This window comes from Arthrobacter sp. StoSoilB19 (assembly GCF_019977275.1).
Taxonomy (GTDB): domain Bacteria; phylum Actinomycetota; class Actinomycetes; order Actinomycetales; family Micrococcaceae; genus Arthrobacter.
In genome coordinates this window covers 3,811,420-3,831,598 of the sequence record NZ_AP024650.1, presented here as the reverse complement: position 1 = coordinate 3,831,598, position 20,179 = coordinate 3,811,420, and the positions used below count along the sequence as shown (strand labels likewise).

21 protein-coding genes are annotated in these 20,179 nt (G+C 66.3%); 7 read left to right on the top strand and 14 right to left on the bottom strand.

Annotation, left to right across the window (positions count from 1 at the left end):
* Positions 1-54 precede the first annotated feature (54 nt).
* The 5 genes from LDO86_RS17720 to LDO86_RS17700 all read right to left on the bottom strand — a co-directional run bounded on the left by LDO86_RS17720 (position 55) and on the right by LDO86_RS17700 (position 5,741).
* Positions 55-1,581 carry an HNH endonuclease signature motif containing protein gene (locus LDO86_RS17720; protein ID WP_223992797.1) on the bottom strand — a complete coding sequence of 509 codons (1,527 nt, stop codon included), beginning with the start codon at positions 1,579-1,581 and terminating at the stop codon, positions 55-57.
* 81 nt (positions 1,582-1,662) lie between these two features.
* The gene (locus LDO86_RS17715) at positions 1,663-2,862 is read right to left on the bottom strand and encodes an amidohydrolase family protein (RefSeq protein ID WP_018770726.1); all 1,200 of its coding nucleotides are present in this window, start codon (positions 2,860-2,862) and stop codon (positions 1,663-1,665) included.
* Positions 2,863-2,865: 3 nt separating this feature from the next.
* Positions 2,866-3,669, bottom strand: coding sequence for a copper homeostasis protein CutC (locus tag LDO86_RS17710; protein WP_018770725.1), 804 nt, complete (start codon positions 3,667-3,669; stop codon positions 2,866-2,868).
* Entirely contained in the window at positions 3,654-4,433 is a 780-nt protein-coding gene (gene nagB, locus LDO86_RS17705) for a glucosamine-6-phosphate deaminase (protein ID WP_018770724.1), read from the bottom strand. The genes LDO86_RS17710 and nagB overlap by 16 nt, the downstream gene beginning before the upstream one ends.
* 57 nt (positions 4,434-4,490) lie before the next feature.
* Positions 4,491-5,741 (bottom strand): PTS transporter subunit EIIC, encoded by a 1,251-nt coding sequence (locus LDO86_RS17700; RefSeq protein WP_224084129.1) that lies wholly within the window; start codon positions 5,739-5,741, stop codon positions 4,491-4,493.
* A gap of 231 nt (positions 5,742-5,972) precedes the next feature.
* Between LDO86_RS17700 and LDO86_RS17695 the strand changes: the two genes are divergently transcribed.
* Entirely contained in the window at positions 5,973-6,203 is a 231-nt protein-coding gene (locus LDO86_RS17695; RefSeq protein WP_018770722.1) for a PTS glucose/sucrose transporter subunit IIB, read from the top strand.
* Entirely contained in the window at positions 6,203-6,661 is a 459-nt protein-coding gene (locus tag LDO86_RS17690) for a glucose PTS transporter subunit IIA (RefSeq protein ID WP_018770721.1), read from the top strand. The genes LDO86_RS17695 and LDO86_RS17690 overlap by 1 nt, the downstream gene beginning before the upstream one ends.
* A gap of 10 nt (positions 6,662-6,671) precedes the next feature.
* Here LDO86_RS17690 and LDO86_RS17685 read toward each other — a convergent pair whose 3' ends face one another.
* Positions 6,672-7,424 (bottom strand): GntR family transcriptional regulator, encoded by a 753-nt coding sequence (locus LDO86_RS17685; protein WP_018770720.1) that lies wholly within the window; start codon positions 7,422-7,424, stop codon positions 6,672-6,674.
* Positions 7,425-7,540: 116 nt separating this feature from the next.
* Positions 7,541-8,935, bottom strand: coding sequence for an MFS transporter (locus LDO86_RS17680; protein ID WP_224084128.1), 1,395 nt, complete (start codon positions 8,933-8,935; stop codon positions 7,541-7,543).
* A gap of 71 nt (positions 8,936-9,006) precedes the next feature.
* Here LDO86_RS17680 and LDO86_RS17675 point away from each other — a divergent pair, with 71 nt between their 5' ends.
* Entirely contained in the window at positions 9,007-9,876 is an 870-nt protein-coding gene (locus LDO86_RS17675; protein ID WP_155845610.1) for an IclR family transcriptional regulator, read from the top strand.
* Between the two features lie 127 nt (positions 9,877-10,003).
* A complete protein-coding gene (locus tag LDO86_RS17670) occupies positions 10,004-10,882 on the top strand; it encodes a hypothetical protein (RefSeq protein ID WP_224084127.1) in 879 nt (292 codons plus the stop codon).
* 84 nt (positions 10,883-10,966) lie between these two features.
* Here LDO86_RS17670 and LDO86_RS17665 read toward each other — a convergent pair whose 3' ends face one another.
* The 3 genes from LDO86_RS17665 to LDO86_RS17655 form a co-directional block, all read right to left on the bottom strand.
* Positions 10,967-12,454, bottom strand: a complete 1,488-nt coding sequence (locus tag LDO86_RS17665; RefSeq protein ID WP_018770716.1) for a C4-dicarboxylate transporter DctA — start codon at positions 12,452-12,454, stop codon at positions 10,967-10,969.
* 108 nt (positions 12,455-12,562) lie between these two features.
* Positions 12,563-13,147: an AAA family ATPase gene (locus tag LDO86_RS17660; protein ID WP_018770715.1), complete on the bottom strand. Its 585-nt coding sequence runs from the start codon at positions 13,145-13,147 to the stop codon at positions 12,563-12,565.
* 163 nt (positions 13,148-13,310) lie between these two features.
* Positions 13,311-14,693: an SLC13 family permease gene (locus LDO86_RS17655; RefSeq protein WP_018770714.1), complete on the bottom strand. Its 1,383-nt coding sequence runs from the start codon at positions 14,691-14,693 to the stop codon at positions 13,311-13,313.
* A 116-nt stretch (positions 14,694-14,809) separates the two neighbouring features.
* On the opposite strand from LDO86_RS17655, the gene LDO86_RS17650 reads away from it, so the two are divergent.
* Complete coding sequence (locus LDO86_RS17650; protein ID WP_018770713.1) at positions 14,810-15,085, top strand: hypothetical protein; 276 nt, start codon at positions 14,810-14,812, stop codon at positions 15,083-15,085.
* Positions 15,086-15,087: 2 nt separating this feature from the next.
* Positions 15,088-16,020 (top strand): threonine/serine dehydratase, encoded by a 933-nt coding sequence (locus tag LDO86_RS17645; protein ID WP_018770712.1) that lies wholly within the window; start codon positions 15,088-15,090, stop codon positions 16,018-16,020.
* Positions 16,021-16,100: 80 nt separating this feature from the next.
* Here the strand turns inward: LDO86_RS17645 and LDO86_RS17640 are convergent, their stop codons facing one another.
* Positions 16,101-16,451 (bottom strand): hypothetical protein, encoded by a 351-nt coding sequence (locus tag LDO86_RS17640; protein WP_018770711.1) that lies wholly within the window; start codon positions 16,449-16,451, stop codon positions 16,101-16,103.
* A 156-nt stretch (positions 16,452-16,607) separates the two neighbouring features.
* On the opposite strand from LDO86_RS17640, the gene LDO86_RS17635 reads away from it, so the two are divergent.
* Positions 16,608-17,525, top strand: coding sequence for an SMP-30/gluconolactonase/LRE family protein (locus LDO86_RS17635; RefSeq protein WP_018770710.1), 918 nt, complete (start codon positions 16,608-16,610; stop codon positions 17,523-17,525).
* Between the two features lie 60 nt (positions 17,526-17,585).
* On the opposite strand, the gene LDO86_RS17630 is transcribed toward LDO86_RS17635, so the two are convergent.
* From LDO86_RS17630 to hisC, 3 genes are all read right to left on the bottom strand, one after another.
* On the bottom strand, positions 17,586-18,227 hold the full coding sequence (locus LDO86_RS17630) for an NAD(P)-binding domain-containing protein (protein ID WP_018770709.1): 642 nt from the start codon (positions 18,225-18,227) through the stop codon (positions 17,586-17,588).
* Between the two features lie 70 nt (positions 18,228-18,297).
* Positions 18,298-18,930, bottom strand: coding sequence for a YitT family protein (locus tag LDO86_RS17625; RefSeq protein ID WP_018770708.1), 633 nt, complete (start codon positions 18,928-18,930; stop codon positions 18,298-18,300).
* Between the two features lie 50 nt (positions 18,931-18,980).
* Positions 18,981-20,090 carry a histidinol-phosphate transaminase gene (hisC, locus tag LDO86_RS17620; RefSeq protein ID WP_043425201.1) on the bottom strand — a complete coding sequence of 370 codons (1,110 nt, stop codon included), beginning with the start codon at positions 20,088-20,090 and terminating at the stop codon, positions 18,981-18,983.
* Positions 20,091-20,179 lie beyond the last annotated feature (89 nt).

Here is a 20,179-nt window from a genome sequence, read left to right as displayed (position 1 = left end):
GTAACCGCTGCTCCGCCGCAGCCTGACGGTCAGTCTCAACCTACGTGGCCAGTCTTAGACGGCGAGGCGCTCCAGGAGCGCTTCCTCTAGGAGGCTTCGTTGCCCCGGGAGGGTGCCTGGCGGCCAGTGGGTTGGTTGGGGGTCTTGGTGTTCGGGGTTGTAGTGGCGGCCTGTGGGTGAGGTCCAGCCGGGTGGTCCGTGTTCCGTCGCGGGATCCGGGTTCCAGGCGCGGGCGTGCTTCAAACGGTGATGTTTGGGGCAAAGCTGCGCCAGGTTCCGGACGTCTGTTCTGCCGCCGTGGTCCCAGGCTGTGCCATGGTCGGTGTGGTTGTCGGGGGTGTGGTTGCTGCAGCCGGGGAAGGTGCATTTTCCGTCCCGCATGCGGATCCATTGTTTGATGGTTTCGGGGAGCCGGTAGCGGGTGCGTCCGATCTCCAGGGGTGCCCCGTCGCGGGGGTCGACCAGGACGCGGTAGAACGACTCCGCCCCGTCCGCGACAAGCCTCCGCGCCATCGACGCCGGGATCGGGCCAAGGCCGTCCAGCACCGCCGGCTCATCGGTGAGTCCGAGCAGGGCGAAGACCGGGACGGTGACCAGGACATCGGCCCGCGGGGTGGGGACCTTGCCAACACCACCAGTGCTCCCTATGCCGGAAACGCTGCCTGCGCCCGTTCCCGCAGCATCACCAGTAGCCCGTGCAGCCCCACCCACAGCAGCCTCACCGGTGGCCGTGGCGTTTCCGGTGCCGAGGAGGAGTGCTGCTGCGATGTCGGGGCGGAGTTGGGTGAGGGTGCGGGGCTCGTCAGGGCCCTGCAGGCCGCGGGCGGTGGCGGTGGTGCGGTTCCAGATGGCGCAGGCGGTGTCACCGGGGAGGTAGAGCGAGAGCCAGGCCATGCCGTCGCGGTCCGGGGTGTATTCCATCCGCCGGTCCGCGACGCCTTTGGCGTGGCGTTTTTCGAGGGTTTCGGGGTGGTGGCGTTCCCGCCAGGCGCGGACCTTGGCGCGGAACCGGGCGGGGACGAGTTCACCGGGCGCGGCGCCGCGGGCGGGGTTGGGGGCGTCGGGGTCGAAGAAGTGCGCCACCAAGGCAGCAGCCCCGTCAGGGGTGAGCCCTTCGGTTTCGTCGGCGACAATCCTGGCATGCTGCCACGACAGGTCACCGGCTGACAGGGCGCCCAGGAGCGGCGGCAGGGAACACACCCGGCGGGATTGTTCCACCAACCCGCCTGCGGCCGCGGAACTGACGGTCAGGACACCGGCGATCTCCTCCACCGCGGACATCTCGGCGTAGGTGCGGTCCTGGGCGGGGGCGTCGGGGGCAAGGAGTGCCTGCTGGAAACCGACGCACTCCACGGCATCACGAGCTTTGACCGCCGCGAGCTGAGCCTCCAACCGCCACACGGCCGCCAACCGCTCCAGACACAACTCGTACCGCCGCTGCAACACATCAACAGCGGCACCTGCGACGGCCCCCAAACCAGCTGAATCGAGGGAAGCGTCTTCCAGAACCAGTACATCCAACGCAGCAACGGAGGCACGAACGCCCTCCATCACCGCCGCCAGGTCAGTACTGATTTCCATAAAAACATCGTCCTACGAGGCACTGACAATAATAGGTCGTGGGTAGGCCACGGCAGCAGACGCCCATCGCCGCAATGCAGCTCAGCCGGGTGCGGTGACCCATTCGCCGCTTCGCAGCACTGCCTTCAGGTTCAGGTCCTGGTCAAGAACGACGACGTCGGCCTGCATTCCGGCGCGCAGGTCGCCCGCATACGCCGAGAGACCCAGCAACGATGCCGGGACTGCCGACGCGGAGGTGACGGCATCCCGCAACGGAACTCCGGCAGCAACGCAGGAGCGGATGACGTCCAGCAACGTGCTGGTGCCGCCGGCAATGGCGCCAGTGGCGTCAACCCGGGCTACGCCGCCGGCAACTGTGACGGAGAGGGACCCCAGCCTGTACTGTCCGTCCTCCAGCCCGGTGGCGGCCATCGAATCGGTCACCAGCGTGATGTTGTGCGGCCCCACAAGGTCAAACACCAACTTCACGGTTTCCGGTGCCAGATGCACGCCATCGGCAATCAGCTCCACCACAGCCTGCCCGGCCTTGGCTGCGCTGAGGCTCGCCGATACTGGCCCGGGGGAGCGGTGGTGAAGCGGAGGCATGGCATTGAACAGGTGGGTTACCGTTGGGCGGTTCCTGCCGGTGGAATTGCCGGCCGAGTCCAAAGCCGCGGCCGCGCGCGCCAGGAAGGCTGCCGCCGTCGCATGGTCCGCGGCGGTGTGGCCCAGGGATGGGATGATGCCGCGGGCCGCAAGCTGGGCGGCGAGTTCGGAGGCGCCGGGCAGCTCGGCCGCCAAGGTCATGGAGGCCAGGGTTGGCCCTGCCGCGGCCAGCATGCGGGCCACCACCTCAGGATCCGGTTCCAGGAGCAGGACGGGATCGTGCGCGCCACACTGCTGGCCTGAGAGGAACGGACCTTCCAGGTGCGATCCGGCAATCAGCCCCAGGCCTGCCAGCTCCCGCAGTATCTCCAGGTTCCGGACCAGGTCCCCGGGCTCTCCGGTAACCAGGCTGGCCAGCAGCGTGGTGGTCCCGCGGCTGTGCAGGTAGCGTGCCGCCCGCTCGGCGCCGTCGGGATCGCCCTCCGAGAAATCCGAACCGTAGGCGCCATGGCAGTGCACGTCCACCAGTCCGGGCACCAGGATGCGTCCGCCGGGTGCGTCCGGCGGAAGTACCCCGGGGAAGTCCTGCGCCGGGCCCGCGAAAGTGACCAGGCCGCCGTCGGCCGCCACCACCCCGTCCGCAATATCCAGCGAGGCGGTGACGATGCGGCCGCGAAGAAACAGTTCCTTGCCCATCGTTTACCGTCCTTCGTTCGTCGGTTGGGGCAGCGGCACGGCCGCCACGGCGGCAGCCATGCGGGCGGCCAGTCCGTGGTCCGCGGCGCCGGCGCGGTCCCCGCCCGCCCCGCCCCCTTGCCGGGGCCGCGCCGACGTGTGCACGGCATGGACTCCCGCTTCAAGGAGCGACGGTACCAGCGCCAGGGTGACACCCCCACCGGCCATGATCTGGACCGAGGGAGCACTCCGGCGTCCCTGCCGCACAATCCTGCGCAGCATCTCCAGCCCCGCGGCGCAGTCGGGGGCCCCACCACTGGTGAGGACCCGGTCCACCCCTGCGTGCTCCAGCCGGGAGAGCGCCCCGGCAGGGTCCAGGCCGGCGGCCAGGGCTGCGTCGAACGCGCGGTGGAACGTGACTTCGGCATCCGGCCTCACGGCCCGCGCTGCTGCCACAATGTGCCGGATTGCCTGGACATCCGGGCCGCCGTCGGATGCCAGGACACCAACCACCACGCCCGCGGCTCCGGCACCCAAAGCCGCAGCGGCATCGCGCTCAATGACATCGAGCTCGCCGGGCGAATAGGTGAAGTTGCCCGGCCGCGGACGCACCAGGACATGGACGGGAAGGCCCAGGCCGCACGCCTGCCCGATGGTGCCGATGCTTGGCGTGACGCCCTCTGTCTCCGCCAGGGCGGCGCACAGTTCAACCCGGGCCGCGCCCACGGCGGCGGCCAGCCGGACGCCGTCGGCATTCTCCACGGCCAGCTCAAACTGCGGCGCGGTGCCTTCCACGGACACAAGCCTGCCGCTCAGAGTCCCTGCCATGCCGGCTTCCGGCCGAAGGTGTCGTGGTAATACTCGCGGTGGGCGAGCCGGGAGGCTGCGGCCTCGTCCACCAGTACCGAGACGTGCGGGTGCAGCTGGAGGGCCGACGCCGGGCAGATGGCCGCTACGGGACCTTCGACGGCGGCAGCCACAGCCTCTGCCTTGGCCTCCCCCGTGGCCAGCAGCAGCAGGTGCCGGGCCTCACGGATGGTTCCCAGGCCCTGGGTCAGCACATGGTCCGGCACCTCCTCCGGTGCATCAAAGAAGCGGGCGTTGTCCAGGCGCGTCTGCCGGGTGAGCGTCTTGATCCGCGTACGGGAGGCCAGCGAGGACATGGGTTCATTGAAGCCCACATGGCCATCCGTCCCGATGCCCAGAATCTGGATATCCACGCCGCCCGCGGCGGCGATCCGGGCCTCGTAAGCGGCGGCCTCCGCCTGCGGATCCCGGGCCATGCCGTCCAGTCCGCGGACCGCGCCGTCGCCGAAGTCCACGCTGGTCGTGAATTCCTCCCGGATGACCGAGTGGTATGACTGCGGATGCCCGGCAGGCAGTCCCACGTACTCGTCCAGCAGGAACGCCTGGGCCTGCGCGAAGCTCAGGCCGCCGCTGCGGTGCCGTTCGATAAGTTCCTGGTAGGTGCCCAGCGGGGTGGACCCGGTGGCCAGTCCCAGGACGGACGGGCCGCGGCGGACCTGGTCCTCGATGGCATCAGCGGCCGTGCGGGCCACGTCGTCAGGGGTGGGAAGGATGATGATTTCCATGCGCTCTGGGTGCTTCCGGTTGCAGTTGCGGGAGATGGGGATGAAAACGGGGTGGCGCTACTTGGCGGCGTCGGTCTCCACGGTGACTTCGTCGTCCTCGCGGCCGGGGGTGCGCAGATTCCAGCGCTTGATGACGAAGGAGAAGAGGAAGTAGTAGATCGCCGCGTAGCCAAGTCCTATGGGGATGAGCAGCCAGCCGTTCTGTGATTTGCCGAAGTTGAGGACAAAGTCGATCAGGCCTGCAGAGAATGTGAACCCGTGATGGATTCCCAGCGCGTTGACCAGGGCCATGGACGTTCCGGTCAGGACGGCGTGGACGATGTAGAGCGGGAAGGCCACGAACATGAAGGAGTACTCAAGCGGTTCGGTGATGCCGGTGAAGAAGGCGGTCAGTGCGGTGGAGAGCATGATGCCGCCGACGATCTTCTTCTGCGAGGGCTTGGCGTGGCGCCAGATGGCAAGCGCTGCTGCAGGCAGGCCGAACATCATGATGGGGAAGAAGCCGGTCATGAAGATGCCCGCGCTGGGGTCTCCGGCGAAGAAGCGGTTGAGGTCACCGCGGACCAGGTGGCCCGAGGCGTCGGTGTAGTCGCCGATGAGGAACCAGACGCCGGAGTTCAGGATGTGGTGCAGTCCCGCGGGGATCAACATGCGGTTGGCGAAGCCGTAGATCCCGCCGCCGGCAACAGCATTGCTGGCCACGGCCTGGCCCACCGCGGAAAGGCCGGCGTTGAAGAGCGGGTAGGCCAAGGCAAGGACGACGCCGGCTACCAGGCTGGAAACGGAGGTCAGGATGGGCACCAGGCGGCGGCCGCTGAAGAATCCAAGGAAGTCCGGCAGTTTTGTGCGGTAGAAGCGCTGCCACAGTGATGCGGAAAGCAGGCCCACCACAATGCCGGCCAAGACGCCGTAATTGATCATCGCCTGCTTGCCGGCCGGGTCAACCTGTCCTGCCAGGACCAGCGGGGACATGGCCTTGAAGACGCAGTCGATCACCATGTAGCCAACGACGGCGGCCAAAGCAGTGGAACCATCAGCCTTCTTGGCCCAGCCGATGGCAATGCCCACCGCAAAAATGAGCGGCAGCCAGGTGAAGACCGCATTGCCGGCTGCGGAGATGACGGCGGCGCCGCCTTCGAATCCAGGAATGGCGCCAAGCAGGTCGGCCTGGCCAATGCGCAGCAGGATGCCTGCGGCGGGAAGAACGGCGATGGGCAGCATCAGGGTGCGGCCCAGGCGCTGCAGTGTGGCAAACGCCTTGTTTGGCTTCTTTTCGGGAGCCAAGGCGGCGGTCTCGGATGTTGACATGGTTGCACCTCTGCGGGTTCGGGTGGGGCTTGTAAAGGAGGGGTTCCAGCCGGTACTGTCTGGTTATGACCAGTTCAGTGTGATTCATCCCACGAGTACCTGTCAAGGCAATGGGAAATCCCGCCGGGCCATTCAAAAGGCCGGTGGTGGAAGCCATAATTGGTCGCACTTGGGCCGCCGGCCCCGGTGAGGAAGCAGTGCTCCCAGCGGGCACCATCAGAAAGGGCAACCATGTCCAAAGCAGAAAAGATCATTGAAGGACTGGGCGGCGCCGGCAACATCGTGGAGATTGAAGCCTGCATTACCCGCCTTCGCACGGAGGTTAAAGATGGTTCCCTCGTGAACGAGGCCTCCTTGAAGGCCGCCGGAGCCCACGGCGTGCTGACCTCCGGCACGGCTGTCCAGGTCATTGTTGGCCCGGAGGCCGACAACCTGGCCGAAGACATCGAGGACCTCCTCTAGTGGGTCAGTCCCTGGTGGTGCTGGCACCCATCGCGGGTACCGTAATTCGCCTTGCCGAAGTCCCGGACCCTGTGTTCGCCGGCCAGATGGTGGGTTCCGGGGCCGCAGTGGAACCGCCGGCGGGCGAGATGTTCGACGTCGTGTCCCCCGTAGCGGGAAAGGTGGTCAAGCTGCTGCCGCACGCCTTTGTTGTGGTTGAGTCCTCGGGGCGCGGCGTCCTCACCCATGTGGGCATCGATACGGTCAAGCTCAAAGGCGAAGGCTTTAAGCTTCTGATTGCCCAAGGCGACACTGTCGACGCCGGCGCTGCCGTCATGCGTGTCGATCCCACCGCCGCCCTTGCGGCAGGTTACTCGATGGTGAGTCCCGTCGTCGTCCTCGATACCAAGCCGGACGTGGCAACGCTTACTGGAGCCGGCACGGTCACCGCCGGCCAGGAGCTGTTCTCGCTGGACTAGGGGTTGGCTTCTAGAGCCGGACTTCCATGTTCAGCGAGTAGCGGTCGGAGCGGTACCACGAACGTGAATGTTCGATGGCAAGGGGGCCTGAATAGGACACCCGGTCGAAGGCCAGCACCGGCGCCCCCGTGCCGGTTCCGAGGAGCGCCCCCACATCCGCGGGGGCGCCCTCGGACCGCACGCTCTGCCGTGCCCTGTCGATCTGGTGCCCGAACTGCGCGGCGAGGGCTTTGTAAACCGAGCCGGTCAGGTCGATGTCCAGAAGGCCGCGGGCATGTTCGGGGTTGTACCAGGCGTCATCCACGCTGACCGGCCGGCCGTCTGCCAGGCGGAGGCGCTTCAAGTGGATGGCCTCGGAGCCCGGCGGCAGGCTGAGCGCCTCTGCCGTATCCGCGGGGGCAGCGCCCGCTTCGGCCACCAGCACCACCGTACTGGGCACGTGTCCCATCGCCTCCATTTCCTGCGTGAACGAGGCCAGGTGGAGTGTTGACTGCACTGGGGAATCCGCCACGAAAGTACCCTTCGCCGGAACCCGGACCAGGTGCCCCTCGTTGACCAGGCGGCCGATGGCGGCGCGGACTGTAATGCGGCTGACACCGTAGGAGTCCATGAGCGTCCGCTCGCTGGGAAGCCGGGCGCCGGGCTCCAGTTCCTCTTTGGCGAGCTTGAGTATGATCAACCGCAGCTGCTCGTGCTTGGGGACCTGGGTGTTATTGATGGCCGTGGCCGCCGCTCCGGCGGTGCTCCTTGATGTGGCGGACAATTGAGGCCCCTCCTGCTGCTGGATAAGTCCGGTCCGGACCACCTGCTTGGATTATTCCACAGGCGCGGGCCGCGGGGGGCCGCCCGGCCACCTTTGTTGCCGGGCCGGGCCGGGCGTTAGCGCACCAGTTCCGCATCGCGGGGCGCGGCAGGCTGCCGCACTGCCCTGGTGCGCAGTGCGAGCATGAGCACCGCACCCAGCAGGGCGGGCGCCGCGAAGGCAATGGCGGCTACGGGGACGCCGCCGCCTAAGCCCACCAGCAGTGCGCCGTAGGTTGGGCCTGCGATGGCTCCGATGCGTCCCACAGCAAGTGCCCAGCCAAGGCCGGTGGCGCGGGTGGCGGCAGGGTAGAACTGGGCGATGTAGTCGTTGATCATGTTCTGCGTGCCCAGGCCGCCGAAACCTGCGACGGCGGCGAGCACCGTCATGAGCGCGGCCGGCGGGTTGGCGGACATCAGGAGCAGGGCTGCCGCTGCACTGGCGAACCCCACCACCACCAGCGGCCCGGGCCCGAACTTCTGGCTGGCCACAGATGCCAGGACGGTGCCGACCACGGCACCCACCGAGTAGGCCAGCAGGAATGACACAGAGGATCCGACGCCGAACCCGGCAGTGCGCATGATCTGCGGCAGCCACGTGCTGACGCCAAAGATGGTCAGCAGGCTCAGGAGAGTGATGCCCCACAGCAGGACTGTGGTCTTGCCGGTGCCGTTGGCGAAGAGGGCGCGCGTGGGAGAGACCCGCACGGCTGTGGCCGGGACTTCCGTGGTGCGGGGCAGCCCGTAGGCGGCCTCGATGCTGTCGGCCTCTGCGGTGCGGGACCGGGTCCGCAGGAACGACGGTGACTCCGGCAGCAGGAACCAGGCGAAGGGAACGATCAGCAGCCCTGCGGCACCGATCGCGTACACCGGGCGGAAACCACTGGACTCCAGGACAGCGAGGGACGTCAGCGAAGCGGCAACAGTACCCGTTGCCGGCCCGGTCAGCACCGCACCGAGGACCAGTGACTTTTTCCCCCGCGGCGCGAATTCATTGGTGAGGGCTACCGCAGTCGGCAGCAGGCCGCCCACGCCGAAGCAGGCGATGAAGCGGAACGCTGCGAAGAGCTCCCAGCTGGGTGCCATGGCGCAGGCGAGCATGGCCAGCGAGAACAACGCCAGGGCGGACACAAAGATCCGGCGGCGGCCAAGCCGGTCCGTGAGCGTACCCACGATGAGTGAACCGAGCAGCATCCCCACCAGCGCCAACGAGCCCACCGCGCCTGCCGCGGCGGGCGTGACATTGAAGGGCGGCTGCCCGATCAGGGCGGGGAGGGTGGCGCCGTAGACGTAGAGGTCGTAGCCGTCGGCGAGCAGGCCAAGCCAGCACAGCACGAAGATACTGGCCAGGGATTTGCTGGGGGCATTGGAGTTCATCATTGATTCCAATCGGGTCAAGGGACGCTGGCTGTATGCCTGCGGGACGTCCATCAGCTTGGCCTGCTGCAGCAGCCCTGCGAACGGTCTTTTCACTGGGTGAAAAGCCTCTTTGTGGCGGGGCCCACACCGCCCAGGCTTGAAGGATGCAACGGATGGAGGCGGAGATGGCGGGAGCGGGCAGGACGGCAGCCGCCGCGCCCACAGAGGCCGCCACCGGTCTTCCGGGCACGCCCGTACTGGTGCGGGCTCTGAGCCTGCTTGCCCAGTTTACGGAACAGCGCCGTGCCCTGAATCTGTCCGAACTGTCCCGCCAGGCCGGACTTGCCCCTGCCACGGCCCTGCGGCTGGTGCGGCACCTGACGGAGTGGGGCGCGCTGGAACGCCTCGAGGACGGCCGCTACGTGGTGGGTGTGCGCCTCTGGGAAATTGCCTCGCTCTCGCCGCGGGGCCACGGGGTGCGGCAAATCGCCCTGCCTTACCTTGAGGATCTGTACGAGGTCACCCGGCATCACGTGCTGCTTGCCGTCCGCGAAGGCACGGACGCGGTCCTGATCGATCGGCTCTCTTCCCGGACCGCGACGGAGGTGGCCTACCGGGTTGGCGGACGCATGCCGCTGGGGACCACCGCCGTCGGGCAGGTCCTGCTGGCCCACGCCGCTCCGGAGCTGCTGCAGGAACTGCTTTCGCAGCCGGCGCCCCCAGGGGTGCCGGGCAGTGTTTCGGATGCCGGGAGTCTCCCGGCGGCCCGGCTTCGCGGTGTCCTGGCAAACGTAAGGCAATCCGGCGTCGCAGTGGTTCGGCGGGACCATCCCTCCCGCACTGTCTCCGTCGCCGCACCCATTCATGGGGCTGCCGGCGATGTAGTGGCTGCATTGTCCATTGTGGTCCCGGATGCCCAGACGCCGGCGCATGATCTGGTGCCGCTGGTCAGGGCCGCCGCGCGGGCCATCTCGCGAAGCCTCGGCCACCAGGCGAAGGCCAGCGGAGCATGGCGGCACCCGCAGCTCCAGGAGCCGGGCCACCCACCGGCCTGACACTTGGCGTCCTCCCGGCGCTCGTCAATCCCGCCGGTTTTGAGACCGTTCCGTTATTTGCGTCCCGCCTTTCACCCTTTACGCTTGAAACTACTAAGCATGCTGTCTATTTCGGAGGTTAACCCTGATGCGAAAAGTTTCTGCGCTTGGAGTGGTAACTGCGGCGATGCTGGCCTTGGCCGGCTGTTCGGGAGGAGGCGGCGGAACTGCCAGCCCGTCAGGCACGGCAACAACGTCGGCATTCGCCTCTGCCAGCCAAACCGCCAACGCCAAGGTGTACTCGGAGGACGAGCTCCGCGACCTCATTTCGGGCATGAAGGACGCTGACGGCAACGAACTCAAGCTGTACTCCAAGGAGCAGGTTGACCAGGGCGGAAACATTGCCAACCTGCTCATGAGCACGGCAACCATTGACCCCAAGGACTGCAAGGACATCGCCACCGCCGGCTTGCTGGACAAGGTGGAAAGCGGCGACGTAGCCGTGGCGCTTTCCGAGGGCAACCAGCCGCGCACGCTGTCAGCACAGTCCGGCAGCCAGGGCCCCGACGCCGTCAAGACACTGAGTGACATCAGCGGCAAGATGAACCAGTGCGCCAAATTCTCGGTCTCCGCCCTTGGCCAGAAGTACGACGTTTCCAGCCAGGAGCTGAAGGCGGACACTGACGCTGATGAGACCTTCGCAACCGTCAGCACCCGCAGCGGCGACAACCAGCAGAAGCTGATGCAGGTTTCCGCTGCCCAGGGGCGCCTGTTGGTGGTTGCCACCAAGGGCGGCACCGATCTGGGCGACAAGGACCAGAAGGAGCTTGAGGAGCTCATTAACGACGTGTTGAAGAAGGCCGAAGGCGGCGCAATGTCCAGCCCCACCTCCACCAGCTCGTCCGGTTCTTCCGGCACGTCATCGCCGGGCAGCTCGGCGTCGTCCACTGCCTCGTCCACCTCGTCGGCGACGATGACCTCGGGCAGCGGTTCCTCGTCGTCGGCCTCCCCAACGGCGTCGCGGTAGCGGCACCAACTCCGCAATATTGAAACGGGGCGGGCCAGGACAATGATTGTCCTGGCCCGCCCCGTTCTCTCGTTGCCCGGCGCCCTACTTGGCTTTGCCGCTCAAGCCGACGCTGGCGCTTGTGTTTTCCGGCAACTCGGAGACGACCTCCCGTGTTGGTGCGCCCCGGAACTTCGGTGATGGGTCCTGTCCCGCTGTAAGCCGCTGCAGCTCCTGCCCCTCAAAATCCTCTTCCTTGCCCAGCAGGATCGCGGAGTCGTGGTTGGTGATCTCACCCTTGAAGGCGCGCAGCATGACGCTGCGGTCAAACTGGCCTTCCCACTTCGAGACAACGAAGGTGGCAACACAGTTGCCCAGCAGGTTGACTACGACGCGCATTGAGTCCATGAGCCGGTCTGCGCCAAGGAGCAGTGCCACGCCGGCCACCGGGAAGATACCCAGTGCTGCAGCAGTGGCGGAAAGCGCGAGGAATGAGGAGCCGGGAACCCCCGCCATGCCCTTGGATGTCAGCAGCAGTACGCCAAGGGCGGCCAGCTGTTGGCCAAGGTCAAGGTGGTGGCCGAAGGCCTGGGCCAGGAACAGCAGGGAGATCGAAAGGTAGATCGCGGCGCCATCGAGGTTGAAGGAGTAACCGGTGGGCACCACAAGGCCGGTGGTGGCACGGGAACAGCCCGCGTTGGTCAGTTTGGTCATGATCCTGGGCATCACCGCTTCGGTTGATGCGGTGCCCAGGGCCAGGAGGAACTCCTCCCGCGTGTACTTCAGGAACTGCCAGAGCGGCACCCGGGCAAACCCCCAGGCCACGACGAACAGCAGGCCGATGAAGACCAAAGCGGCGCCGTAGCAGGCTGCGATCAGGACCGCGTAGGTGCTCAGGGTATCCAGCCCGTACTGGCCGATGATGAATGCCATGGCGCCGAAGGCGCCCAGTGGGGCGACCTTCATGATCCATGCCATGATCTTGAAGATCAGTTCCAGGATGGTTTCCATGACGTTGATGACCGGCAGGCACTTTTCACGCCCGATCACTACGATGGCAGCACCAAAAAACACTGAGAAGAAGAGCACTTGCAGGAGGCTGTTGCTGGCAAATGCGCCGATGACGCTGGCCGGGATGATGTCCAGAATGAAGGACGCTGCATCCTTGGGTGCCGCGGACCCGGTCTTTGCGTCCAGGTCTGCCTGGGAGAGCGTCGACGGGTCGATGTTCAGGCCGGCTCCGGGCTGGACGATGTTTCCCACAATGAGTCCGAAGACCAGGGCGAACAGGGTTGCTCCCGTGAAGTAGAGCAGGGCCTTTACCCCAACCCTTCCGACCGCCTTGACGTCGCCTACGGCTGAAATTCCGGTAACGATCACCAGGAAGATCAGCGGCGCGATGATCATTTTGATGAGTTTGATGAAGCCATCTCCGAGCGGCCTCAGTTGTGATCCAAGGTCCGGCCAGAAATGCCCGATGAGGACACCTGCCACGACGGCGATCAGAATCTGGAAGAAGAGCGACTTGTACAGCGGCTTCCTCTTCGCGGGCACCGAACTCGCCTTCAGTGCCTCAGGGTTTGGGATCTTCATTGACCTTTGCCTATCAATCGGGAACAGCCCGTTTTCGGGGCCGTTTCCAACGTAATCCTCGTCACACTAATTCCGCAAGAGGAAAACCAAATTCCGCTATGTGGAATGTTAAATAGTGTTTGTGACTGCGACCCCGTCCAGTCGTGAGCGCAACTCGGCTATCAACTGCTGTGCTGGGACGGAGGCGTCCAGCTTCACGAAGCGCGCGTACTCCGGCAGGTCCCGGTATCCCGACTGGAATGCGGCGAGGTCATCAAGGCTCTCTGAGTCAGTGCCCCGGACAATGATGCGGTGGTGCGCCTCGACGGGGTCGATGTCCAGATGGAAGATGGCGTCCGGTTCCGGCAGGCGGGCCAGCAGCCACGGAAGGAACCGGCCGCGTGGCAATCCGTTGGCAGTCCGCAGTGCCAGCTGGCAGTGGAGGTGCCGGTCCATGATTACCAGGCCGTCGAACCGGCTGGCGCGCAGGTGCGATACCAGTACGTTGCCCACCCGGAGGGCGGTTTCGACGGCGTCGGCCAGTTTGGCGGGCAGGCGCACTCCCAGCCTGGCGGACAGCACGGACATGACCCGCCGGCCCGCGTGGTTGCTCAGGAGCAGCGCACGGCCGCCCTCCGCCCGCACCGACGACGCCAAGGCGCGGGCCGCCGTCGACTTCCCTGATCCGTCGATACCCGTCAGCACAATGATCATCCGGCCTCCTCCCGCCGCCTTGTTCAACGCCGGGGGAGGGCGCAACGTCCCGGGTGAGCTGCAATTCACAGCTGGGGGACAGAGTCCGGGGCGGCAGGTCAAGGAAGTGAACAGCAAAGCGGGCCGCTAGATGCTGACGGGCCGCCTGATGGTGGAAAAGGACCTACATGATGCCGGTGGGTACCAGCAGGGCCCACGCCAGTGCCGGTGCCACCAGCACCACGCCGCCTGCGTAGAACATCAGCTGCTTGTAGACGCGCTGCCGGTCGTCGTCGCGGGCGTTGGCCACTACGAGTGCTCCGTCCGTGGAGAAGGGGGATACGTCGACGACGGTGGCTGCGATGGCCAGCGCGGCCACGGTTCCGGAGGCGCTGAGCGAGCTGGTGGCCAGGAGTGGGCCGGCCAGCGGGATGAAAGCGGTCAGCAGGGCGGTGGAGGACGCGAAGGCCGAGCCGACACCGATCACGTAGCAGAGGACCAGGGCGATCAGCAGCGGAGCCCCCAGGGCCAGGGCGTGCTCGGCAAGCGTGTCGATGACGCCCACGTGCTCCAGCAGGGATACGTACGTGATCATGCCTGCCACCAGCAGGACGGTGGACCAGGAGATGCCGCCGATGAAGGTCTTGTGTTCCTTGATGTTGATGAACGCGAGCAGGAGGCCGGCGGAGAGGGCCACGAAGCCGATGGGCATGTGGAAGCCGAGGGTGCACACCAGCATTGCCGCGATCAGCGCCAGCGTCAGAATCTGCTGGCCGTGCGGGCGTCCGGCGGAGGAAGTGTCGATGTCCACGTGCAGCCCGCTGGCACCGTCGCGCAGTTTGCCGATCAGGGCGAACAGGACGATGGTCAGCACCGAGAGGATGAGGTTCAGGGCGAAGCTGGCAATGAACAGGCCGCCCTGGGAAATCGGGAAGTCGTTCTTCAGTGCGATGTTGTGGACCAGCACGCCGGCCACTGACAGCGGGGAGAATCCGCCGGCGTGTGCGCCGTTGATGATGAAGGCGCCCATGACCACGGGGTGGATGCGCGATTCGTAAGCGAACCCGATCGCGGCCGGTGCCAGCAGCGCGATGGCGGCCGGGGAGAACGTTCCGAGCGAGGTCAGCGCGGCGGCGACCAGGAAGAACACCCACGGCAGCAGCATCGTCTTGCCGCGGACAATCCGCACACATCCCTTGACGATGATCTCGATGGTGCCGTTGCGCTGGGCCATGCTGAAGAAGTAGGTGACGCCGATGATGGTGAGGACGATGGTGGCCGGGAACTCCTCGAGGATCTGCTTGTCAGACATCCCGAGCATGAAATAGCCGACGCCGAATGACGCGACGAGTCCCATCACCCCGATGTTCAGCGGCCATTTGGTGGCGACGACGAACATCACCACGAGGATCACCAGCGGGATGATCTGGACAGCGGTCATGGTCGGCTCCGGGTCCGTGGCGGCCGCCTGGTTGAACATGCCGCCGGCAACGAGGGCAATCACACCCAGGATGGCCAGGCCGGCCACCACCCACAGCAGGATACGACGGCGGAGGTTGCCTTCCACTCAACACTGCTGGAAATCGCGCGGGAACGGGCCGGCGACTACCTCCAGACCGTAGGCTGGAAGCCGGTCGGGGGTTCCCCGGCCGGTACAGCAGTTCCCAGGTGAAAGGCAGGACCATGACCGTTTCCAGCGACGATCCCCAGAACACCGCAGACCTCCGCGGGCCGGGCGACCCGGACGGGGCCAAGGACGAAACCAAGGACGACGTCACCAAGGCCCCGCAGTCCGGCCAGCACCTGGAACAGCCGGGAGCATCCAACATCCGCGAGGAACAGCAGGGCCATGCTGCCGGAACGGTCCCGGCATCGTATGTGGGCGGCGAAGAGGCCGACCCGGAACAGAAGCCCGAAGAGGCGCTGGCGGAGCCGGGCGCCTGGGATGACGAAGTCTGACAATGATCACCCGCGCTGACATCGACCAGGCCGCGCAGCGGACAGCGGGCCTTGTCCGCAGGACGCCCGTCCTGCAGGCGGATGCGGGCACCGCCGCCGGCCCGGTTTGGTTCAAATGCGAATTCATGCAGCACACGGGCACGTTCAAGGCCCGGGGCGCGCTGAACCGGATCCTGGCCAGCAAGGAACGGGGTGAACTGCAGGCGGACGTGGGGGTGGTTGTTGCATCCGGCGGGAACGCGGGCCTGGCCAACGCCTATGCGGCGGCCCAGCTCGGGGTGCCTGCAACGGTCTTCGTTCCTGAAGCGGCACCGGCCGTCAAAGTCGGCAAGCTCAGGGCCATCGGTGCCACCGTGGTCCAGGGCGGTTCAGAGTACGCGGCCGCCTACCAGGCCGCCATTGCGCACGCAGAGAAGACCGGCGCCATCTACTGCCATGCCTACGACCAGCCGGAAATTGCCGCCGGCGCCGGGACGGTGGGCTCCGAATTGCTGGAACAGGTGCCGGACGTGGACACCGTCCTGGTGGCCGTGGGCGGTGGCGGCCTGATGGCGGGAGTAGCCGCCGCCGTCGAAGGCTTGGCCAAAGTGGTGGCTGTGGAACCGGAAACTGCGCCCACCCTCCACGCCGCCCTGGCGGCAGGGGAACCGGTGGACGTCCCGGTATCGGGCGTCGCCGCGGACTCCCTGGGTGCCCGCCGCATAGGCGACATCGGCTTCTCCGTCGCGGTCCGCTGCGGCGTCGGGAGCGTCCTGGTCTCCGATGAACAGATCATCGCCGCCCGCTCCGCGCTGTGGAACGACTACCGGATCGTGGTGGAGCACGGTGCCGCAGCCGCCTACGCCGCGCTCGCCTCCGGCGCCTACGTGCCCGGAAAGGACGAACGCGTTGCCGTCATCCTTTGCGGCGCCAACACGGATCCGGCCACGCTCTAGGCCGGAGACAGAGATAGGCCGGAGAAAGAGAAAGGACCGGCCGCCTGTCCCGCAGGCGGCCGGTCCCTTCAGAAGATTGTCTAGCCGCCGGCCTGGCCGCAGAACTTGCTGTAGGTGCTGCCGGCTTCCTGGTAGCCCGACTGTAGATCGGCCAGCTTGTCCTTGTCCGGGTTTTCCTTGGCCTGCTCGTCCGTGTACGCCAGGATCGAGGCCAGGGCGGGCTTGAGATCGTCCGAGGCAACGGCGTGGATGGGTCGGATCTGGTTGGCGAGGTTGTTCATCCCCGTCTTGCCGGCGTTGTTGGCGGGGTTCGACACAACGGCCTGGATCCGCTCGCAGGTTTCAGCGGTGGACAGTTGGTGCGTGGCGGAGCAGGCCGTGGCGGAGGCAACGAGGCCGGCGGCAAACAGGGCTGTGGCGAATTTCTTCATGGGTCCCTCAGTAGTGGTCAGAGGTTTCGATTGTAAGCAGATTGGGTAGGCCGATGCCTTCGCAAGCCCAATACATGCGCTTAAACTGGCAGCACCAATCGTGCGGAGCTTCCGCAGATGGGCCCCGCGCGCATCGACCCAGACTAAGGAACAAGCATGCGCCATCCAGTACGCCACGGTGCCGCCGCAGGGCTCGTGGCCTCTTTTTCATTGCTTCTTCCCACTGCCCTTCCGGCGTCGGCTGCTCCACCGTCCGGGGAGATAGTGCTCGACGGCGCCACCTCCGCCGAAGGCATCGCGGCAGGGGAGGGCAGGACTTTCTATGCAGGGGAACTCACCACGGGCGATATTTTCCGCGGCGACATCCGCAAGGGCACGGCAACCCGCTTCATCGATGCACCGGCAGGCCGCGCCGCCGCCGGGATGAAGGCCGATACCTGCCACCACCTGCTGTTTGTGGCGGGCGCCAACACCGGCAAGGCATTCGTCTACAACACCGACACGGGCAAGCCGGTTGCCGATATCCGCCTGGCCCAGGGGTTCATCAACGACGTCACCCTCACCAGTGACGGGGCCTGGTTCACCAACTCAGCCGCCGCGGAGCTCTACTTCCTGCCGGTCGGCGGGGACGGGGAACTGGGCAAAGTGAAGACCCTCAAGCTCAGTGGCCCGGCGGCGGACGTCAAACAGGGGTTCAACCTCAACGGCATTGCGGCCGTGCGGGACGGCAAAATGCTCATCGTGGCCCACTCCCTCAACGGAGCCCTCTACACGGTGGACCCCAGGACCGGGGAGAGCGCTGCGATCAAGGGCGTCAAGGTTCCTTATGTTGACGGCATCCTGGTACGCGGCGACAACCTTTGGGCCGTCCAGAACCAGCTGAACCAGATAGCGCGCATCGACCTCTCCGGCGACCTGGCTTCCGGTGAGGTACGGGACACGATCAAGAGCAGCGACTTCAATGTGCCTACAACGGTCGCCTTGTTCGGGAATACGCTCGCCGCGGTCAACGCCCAGTTCAACCAGCCGCCCAGCCCGTTCGAAGTGGTGCTGGTACCGGCCTGGAACCGTTAAACGTTAAACACAGAACTGGCTGGCAGTAGGCACTGCCAGCCAGTTGTCGAACGGGACGAATCAGACAGTCCGCGCAGCCTTTTCCAGGTTGTCCTTCAGCTCAACGGCGTTCTGCCTCTTCACGTAGGCAGGACGGTCCCGCTCCACGCGCCAGCTCTCGGACAGCGGCCCCACGTTAACCGTGTCGAAACCGAATTCGTCGTACAGCCGGGTCACCAGGTCCGCGGCTTCCTGGTAGTCGCTGGCGGTGGCCAGGGCGCGCCGGTTTTCCGTGCCGTCCGGAGTTCCGTCCGTGGTGATGTCCTTTGCCATGATGTGGTTGAAGCCCTTGGCCACCTTTGACTGCGGGAGGTGCTCCTGCAGCAGACCGGAGGTGGTGGCTTCGCCGTTGTCCAGGGCGGGGATCCTGCCGTCCCGCTCCCAGTAGTAGTTGTTGGTATCGATCACAATCTTGCCGGCCAGCGGCTCCACCGGGATGTCCTTGTAGTTCTTCAGCGGCACCGTGACCACGGCGAAGTCGCCGGCCGCTGCTGCTTCAGCCGGCGTGGCGGCCCGCGCCCTGGGGCCAAGTTCCGAAACCAGCTCCTGGAGGGTTTCGGGCCCACGGGAGTTGCTGATGACTACGTCGTAGCCCAGCTCCACGGCCTTCCGTGCAACCTGGCTGCCAATATGTCCTGCACCGATGATTCCGATTGTTGTCATATGGGCGGCAACGCAGGTCCCCGCGCAGATATTTCAGCGGCCTGCAGGGAATAAAAAGCCGGTGAGCCGCCTACTTTCCCAGGTACCGGCCCGGCCGGTGGTTCAGGGCGAGGACCAGGTTCAGGAGGGTGGCGCCGGCCGCGGACAGCAGCACCATCAGGGGCGGAACGAGTGCCAGGGCCGCCAGGACGATGGCCACGTCCAGCACCATCTGCACGTACCCTGCGCGCCATTTCAGCTTTTCCTGCAGCAGCAGGGCCAGGATGTTGAAGCCGCCCAGGCTTGACTGGTGCCGGAACAGGATCAGGAGGCCGACGCCGGCGAGCAGGTTTCCGCCCAGCACGCCATACACGGGGTCAATGTGCAGGGACCCCAGGGCCGCCGGGTGCAGGCTGGCCATCACGGACACCAGGGAGATCGCGGCGCCGGTGCGGAGGGCGAAGTTCCAGCCCTTCTTCCACACCGCCAGGGCGAAGAACGGCAGGTTCACTGCGAAGAAGATGACGCCAAACGGCAGTGCGACCGAATAGCTGAGCAGCAGTGCGAGGCCGGCGGTGCCGCCCGTCACGGCCCCGCTCGACTTGAGCAGGAACAGCCCCAGCGACGCCGCGAAGGTGCCGGTCAGGATGCCCAGGACGTCCTCAACCACGGAATGACGGACGGCCGACGGCGGCGCTGAAGGTGCCGCCGTCGGCCCTTCCATGTGCCGGGCTGGGGCAGGGGTTGCGGCAGCCGGTGTTTCTGTTGTGGTGCTCACTGGGCCGCGGCCGCCTCACGCAGGAACCGCCCGCGGTTGGCCAGGACAGCAAGGACCCTGTCGTTGGTGGCCCGGTCCGCCAGCGTGATGCGGACCCCGTCCACGGCGTAGCCGCGCACCAGGATGTCGGCGTCGGCCAACGCGTCCAGGAGCTGCACACGCAAATCATCGTCGGCACGCAGCCAGTAGAAGTTGGCCTGACTGTCCGGCACATCCCAGCCATAGTCCCGTAGCGCACCGATGACCCGGGTGCGTTCCTGGGCCACCGCCTCGGTCCGCTCAAGAATTTCGTCCCCGGCGGCCAGCGAAGCAACCGCGGCCGCCTGCGCCATCCTGTTCACGCCGAAGGGGACGGCCGTCCGGCGGAGGCCATCAGCAATTTCCGGCCGGGCAATGGCGTATCCGATCCGCAGGCCCGCCAGCCCGTATGCCTTGGAGAAGGTGCGCAGAATGCACAGGTTGGGGTGGCGGCGGTAGAAATCGAGCGAGTCGACGCCTGGTCCGCGCTGGAATTCGACGTAGGCCTCGTCCAGTACCACCAGCACCCGCGGCGGAACAGAGCGGAGGAACTCCTCAAGGTCCGCGGGGCTGATGGACACACCCGTGGGGTTGTTGGGCGAGCACAGGATGACCAGGCGAGTGCGGTCCGTGATCGCCGCGGCCATGGAGTGGAGATCGTGCTGCTCGGTGGCCAGCAGCGGCACGGGGACCGAAACGGCGCCCGCCACTGCCACCAGGATGGGGTAGGCCTCGAAGGAGCGCCACGCGTACACCACCTCGTCGCCGTGGCCGCAGACTGCGGAAATGATCTGCTGCAGGACGCCGGAGCTCCCCGGTCCGGCGGCGACTTCCCCGGCGCTGACGCCGAACTGCCGGGCAATGGCGTCCCGCGCCTCCACCGCACCCATGCTTGGGTAACGGTGGATCCTGCCCGCCTCGGCCGACATTGCCTCAATGACGGACGGCAGGGGAGCAAAGTGGCTTTCATTCGAGGCGAGGGCGGCGGTCAGGTCAGACTGCGCGCTCTTGCCGGCCACGTAGGCGGGAAGTTGGGCGACGGCGGTACGGACCTCGGGTGCCTGGGTTTCGGGAAGGGTGCTGGTCATGGAGAGCATGCTCCCGGAGCGCAGGACGTTTGCGCAACACAACTGTGTGCAGGAGGACAGATCCGGTGCGCAGGGACTGCAGGGGTGGC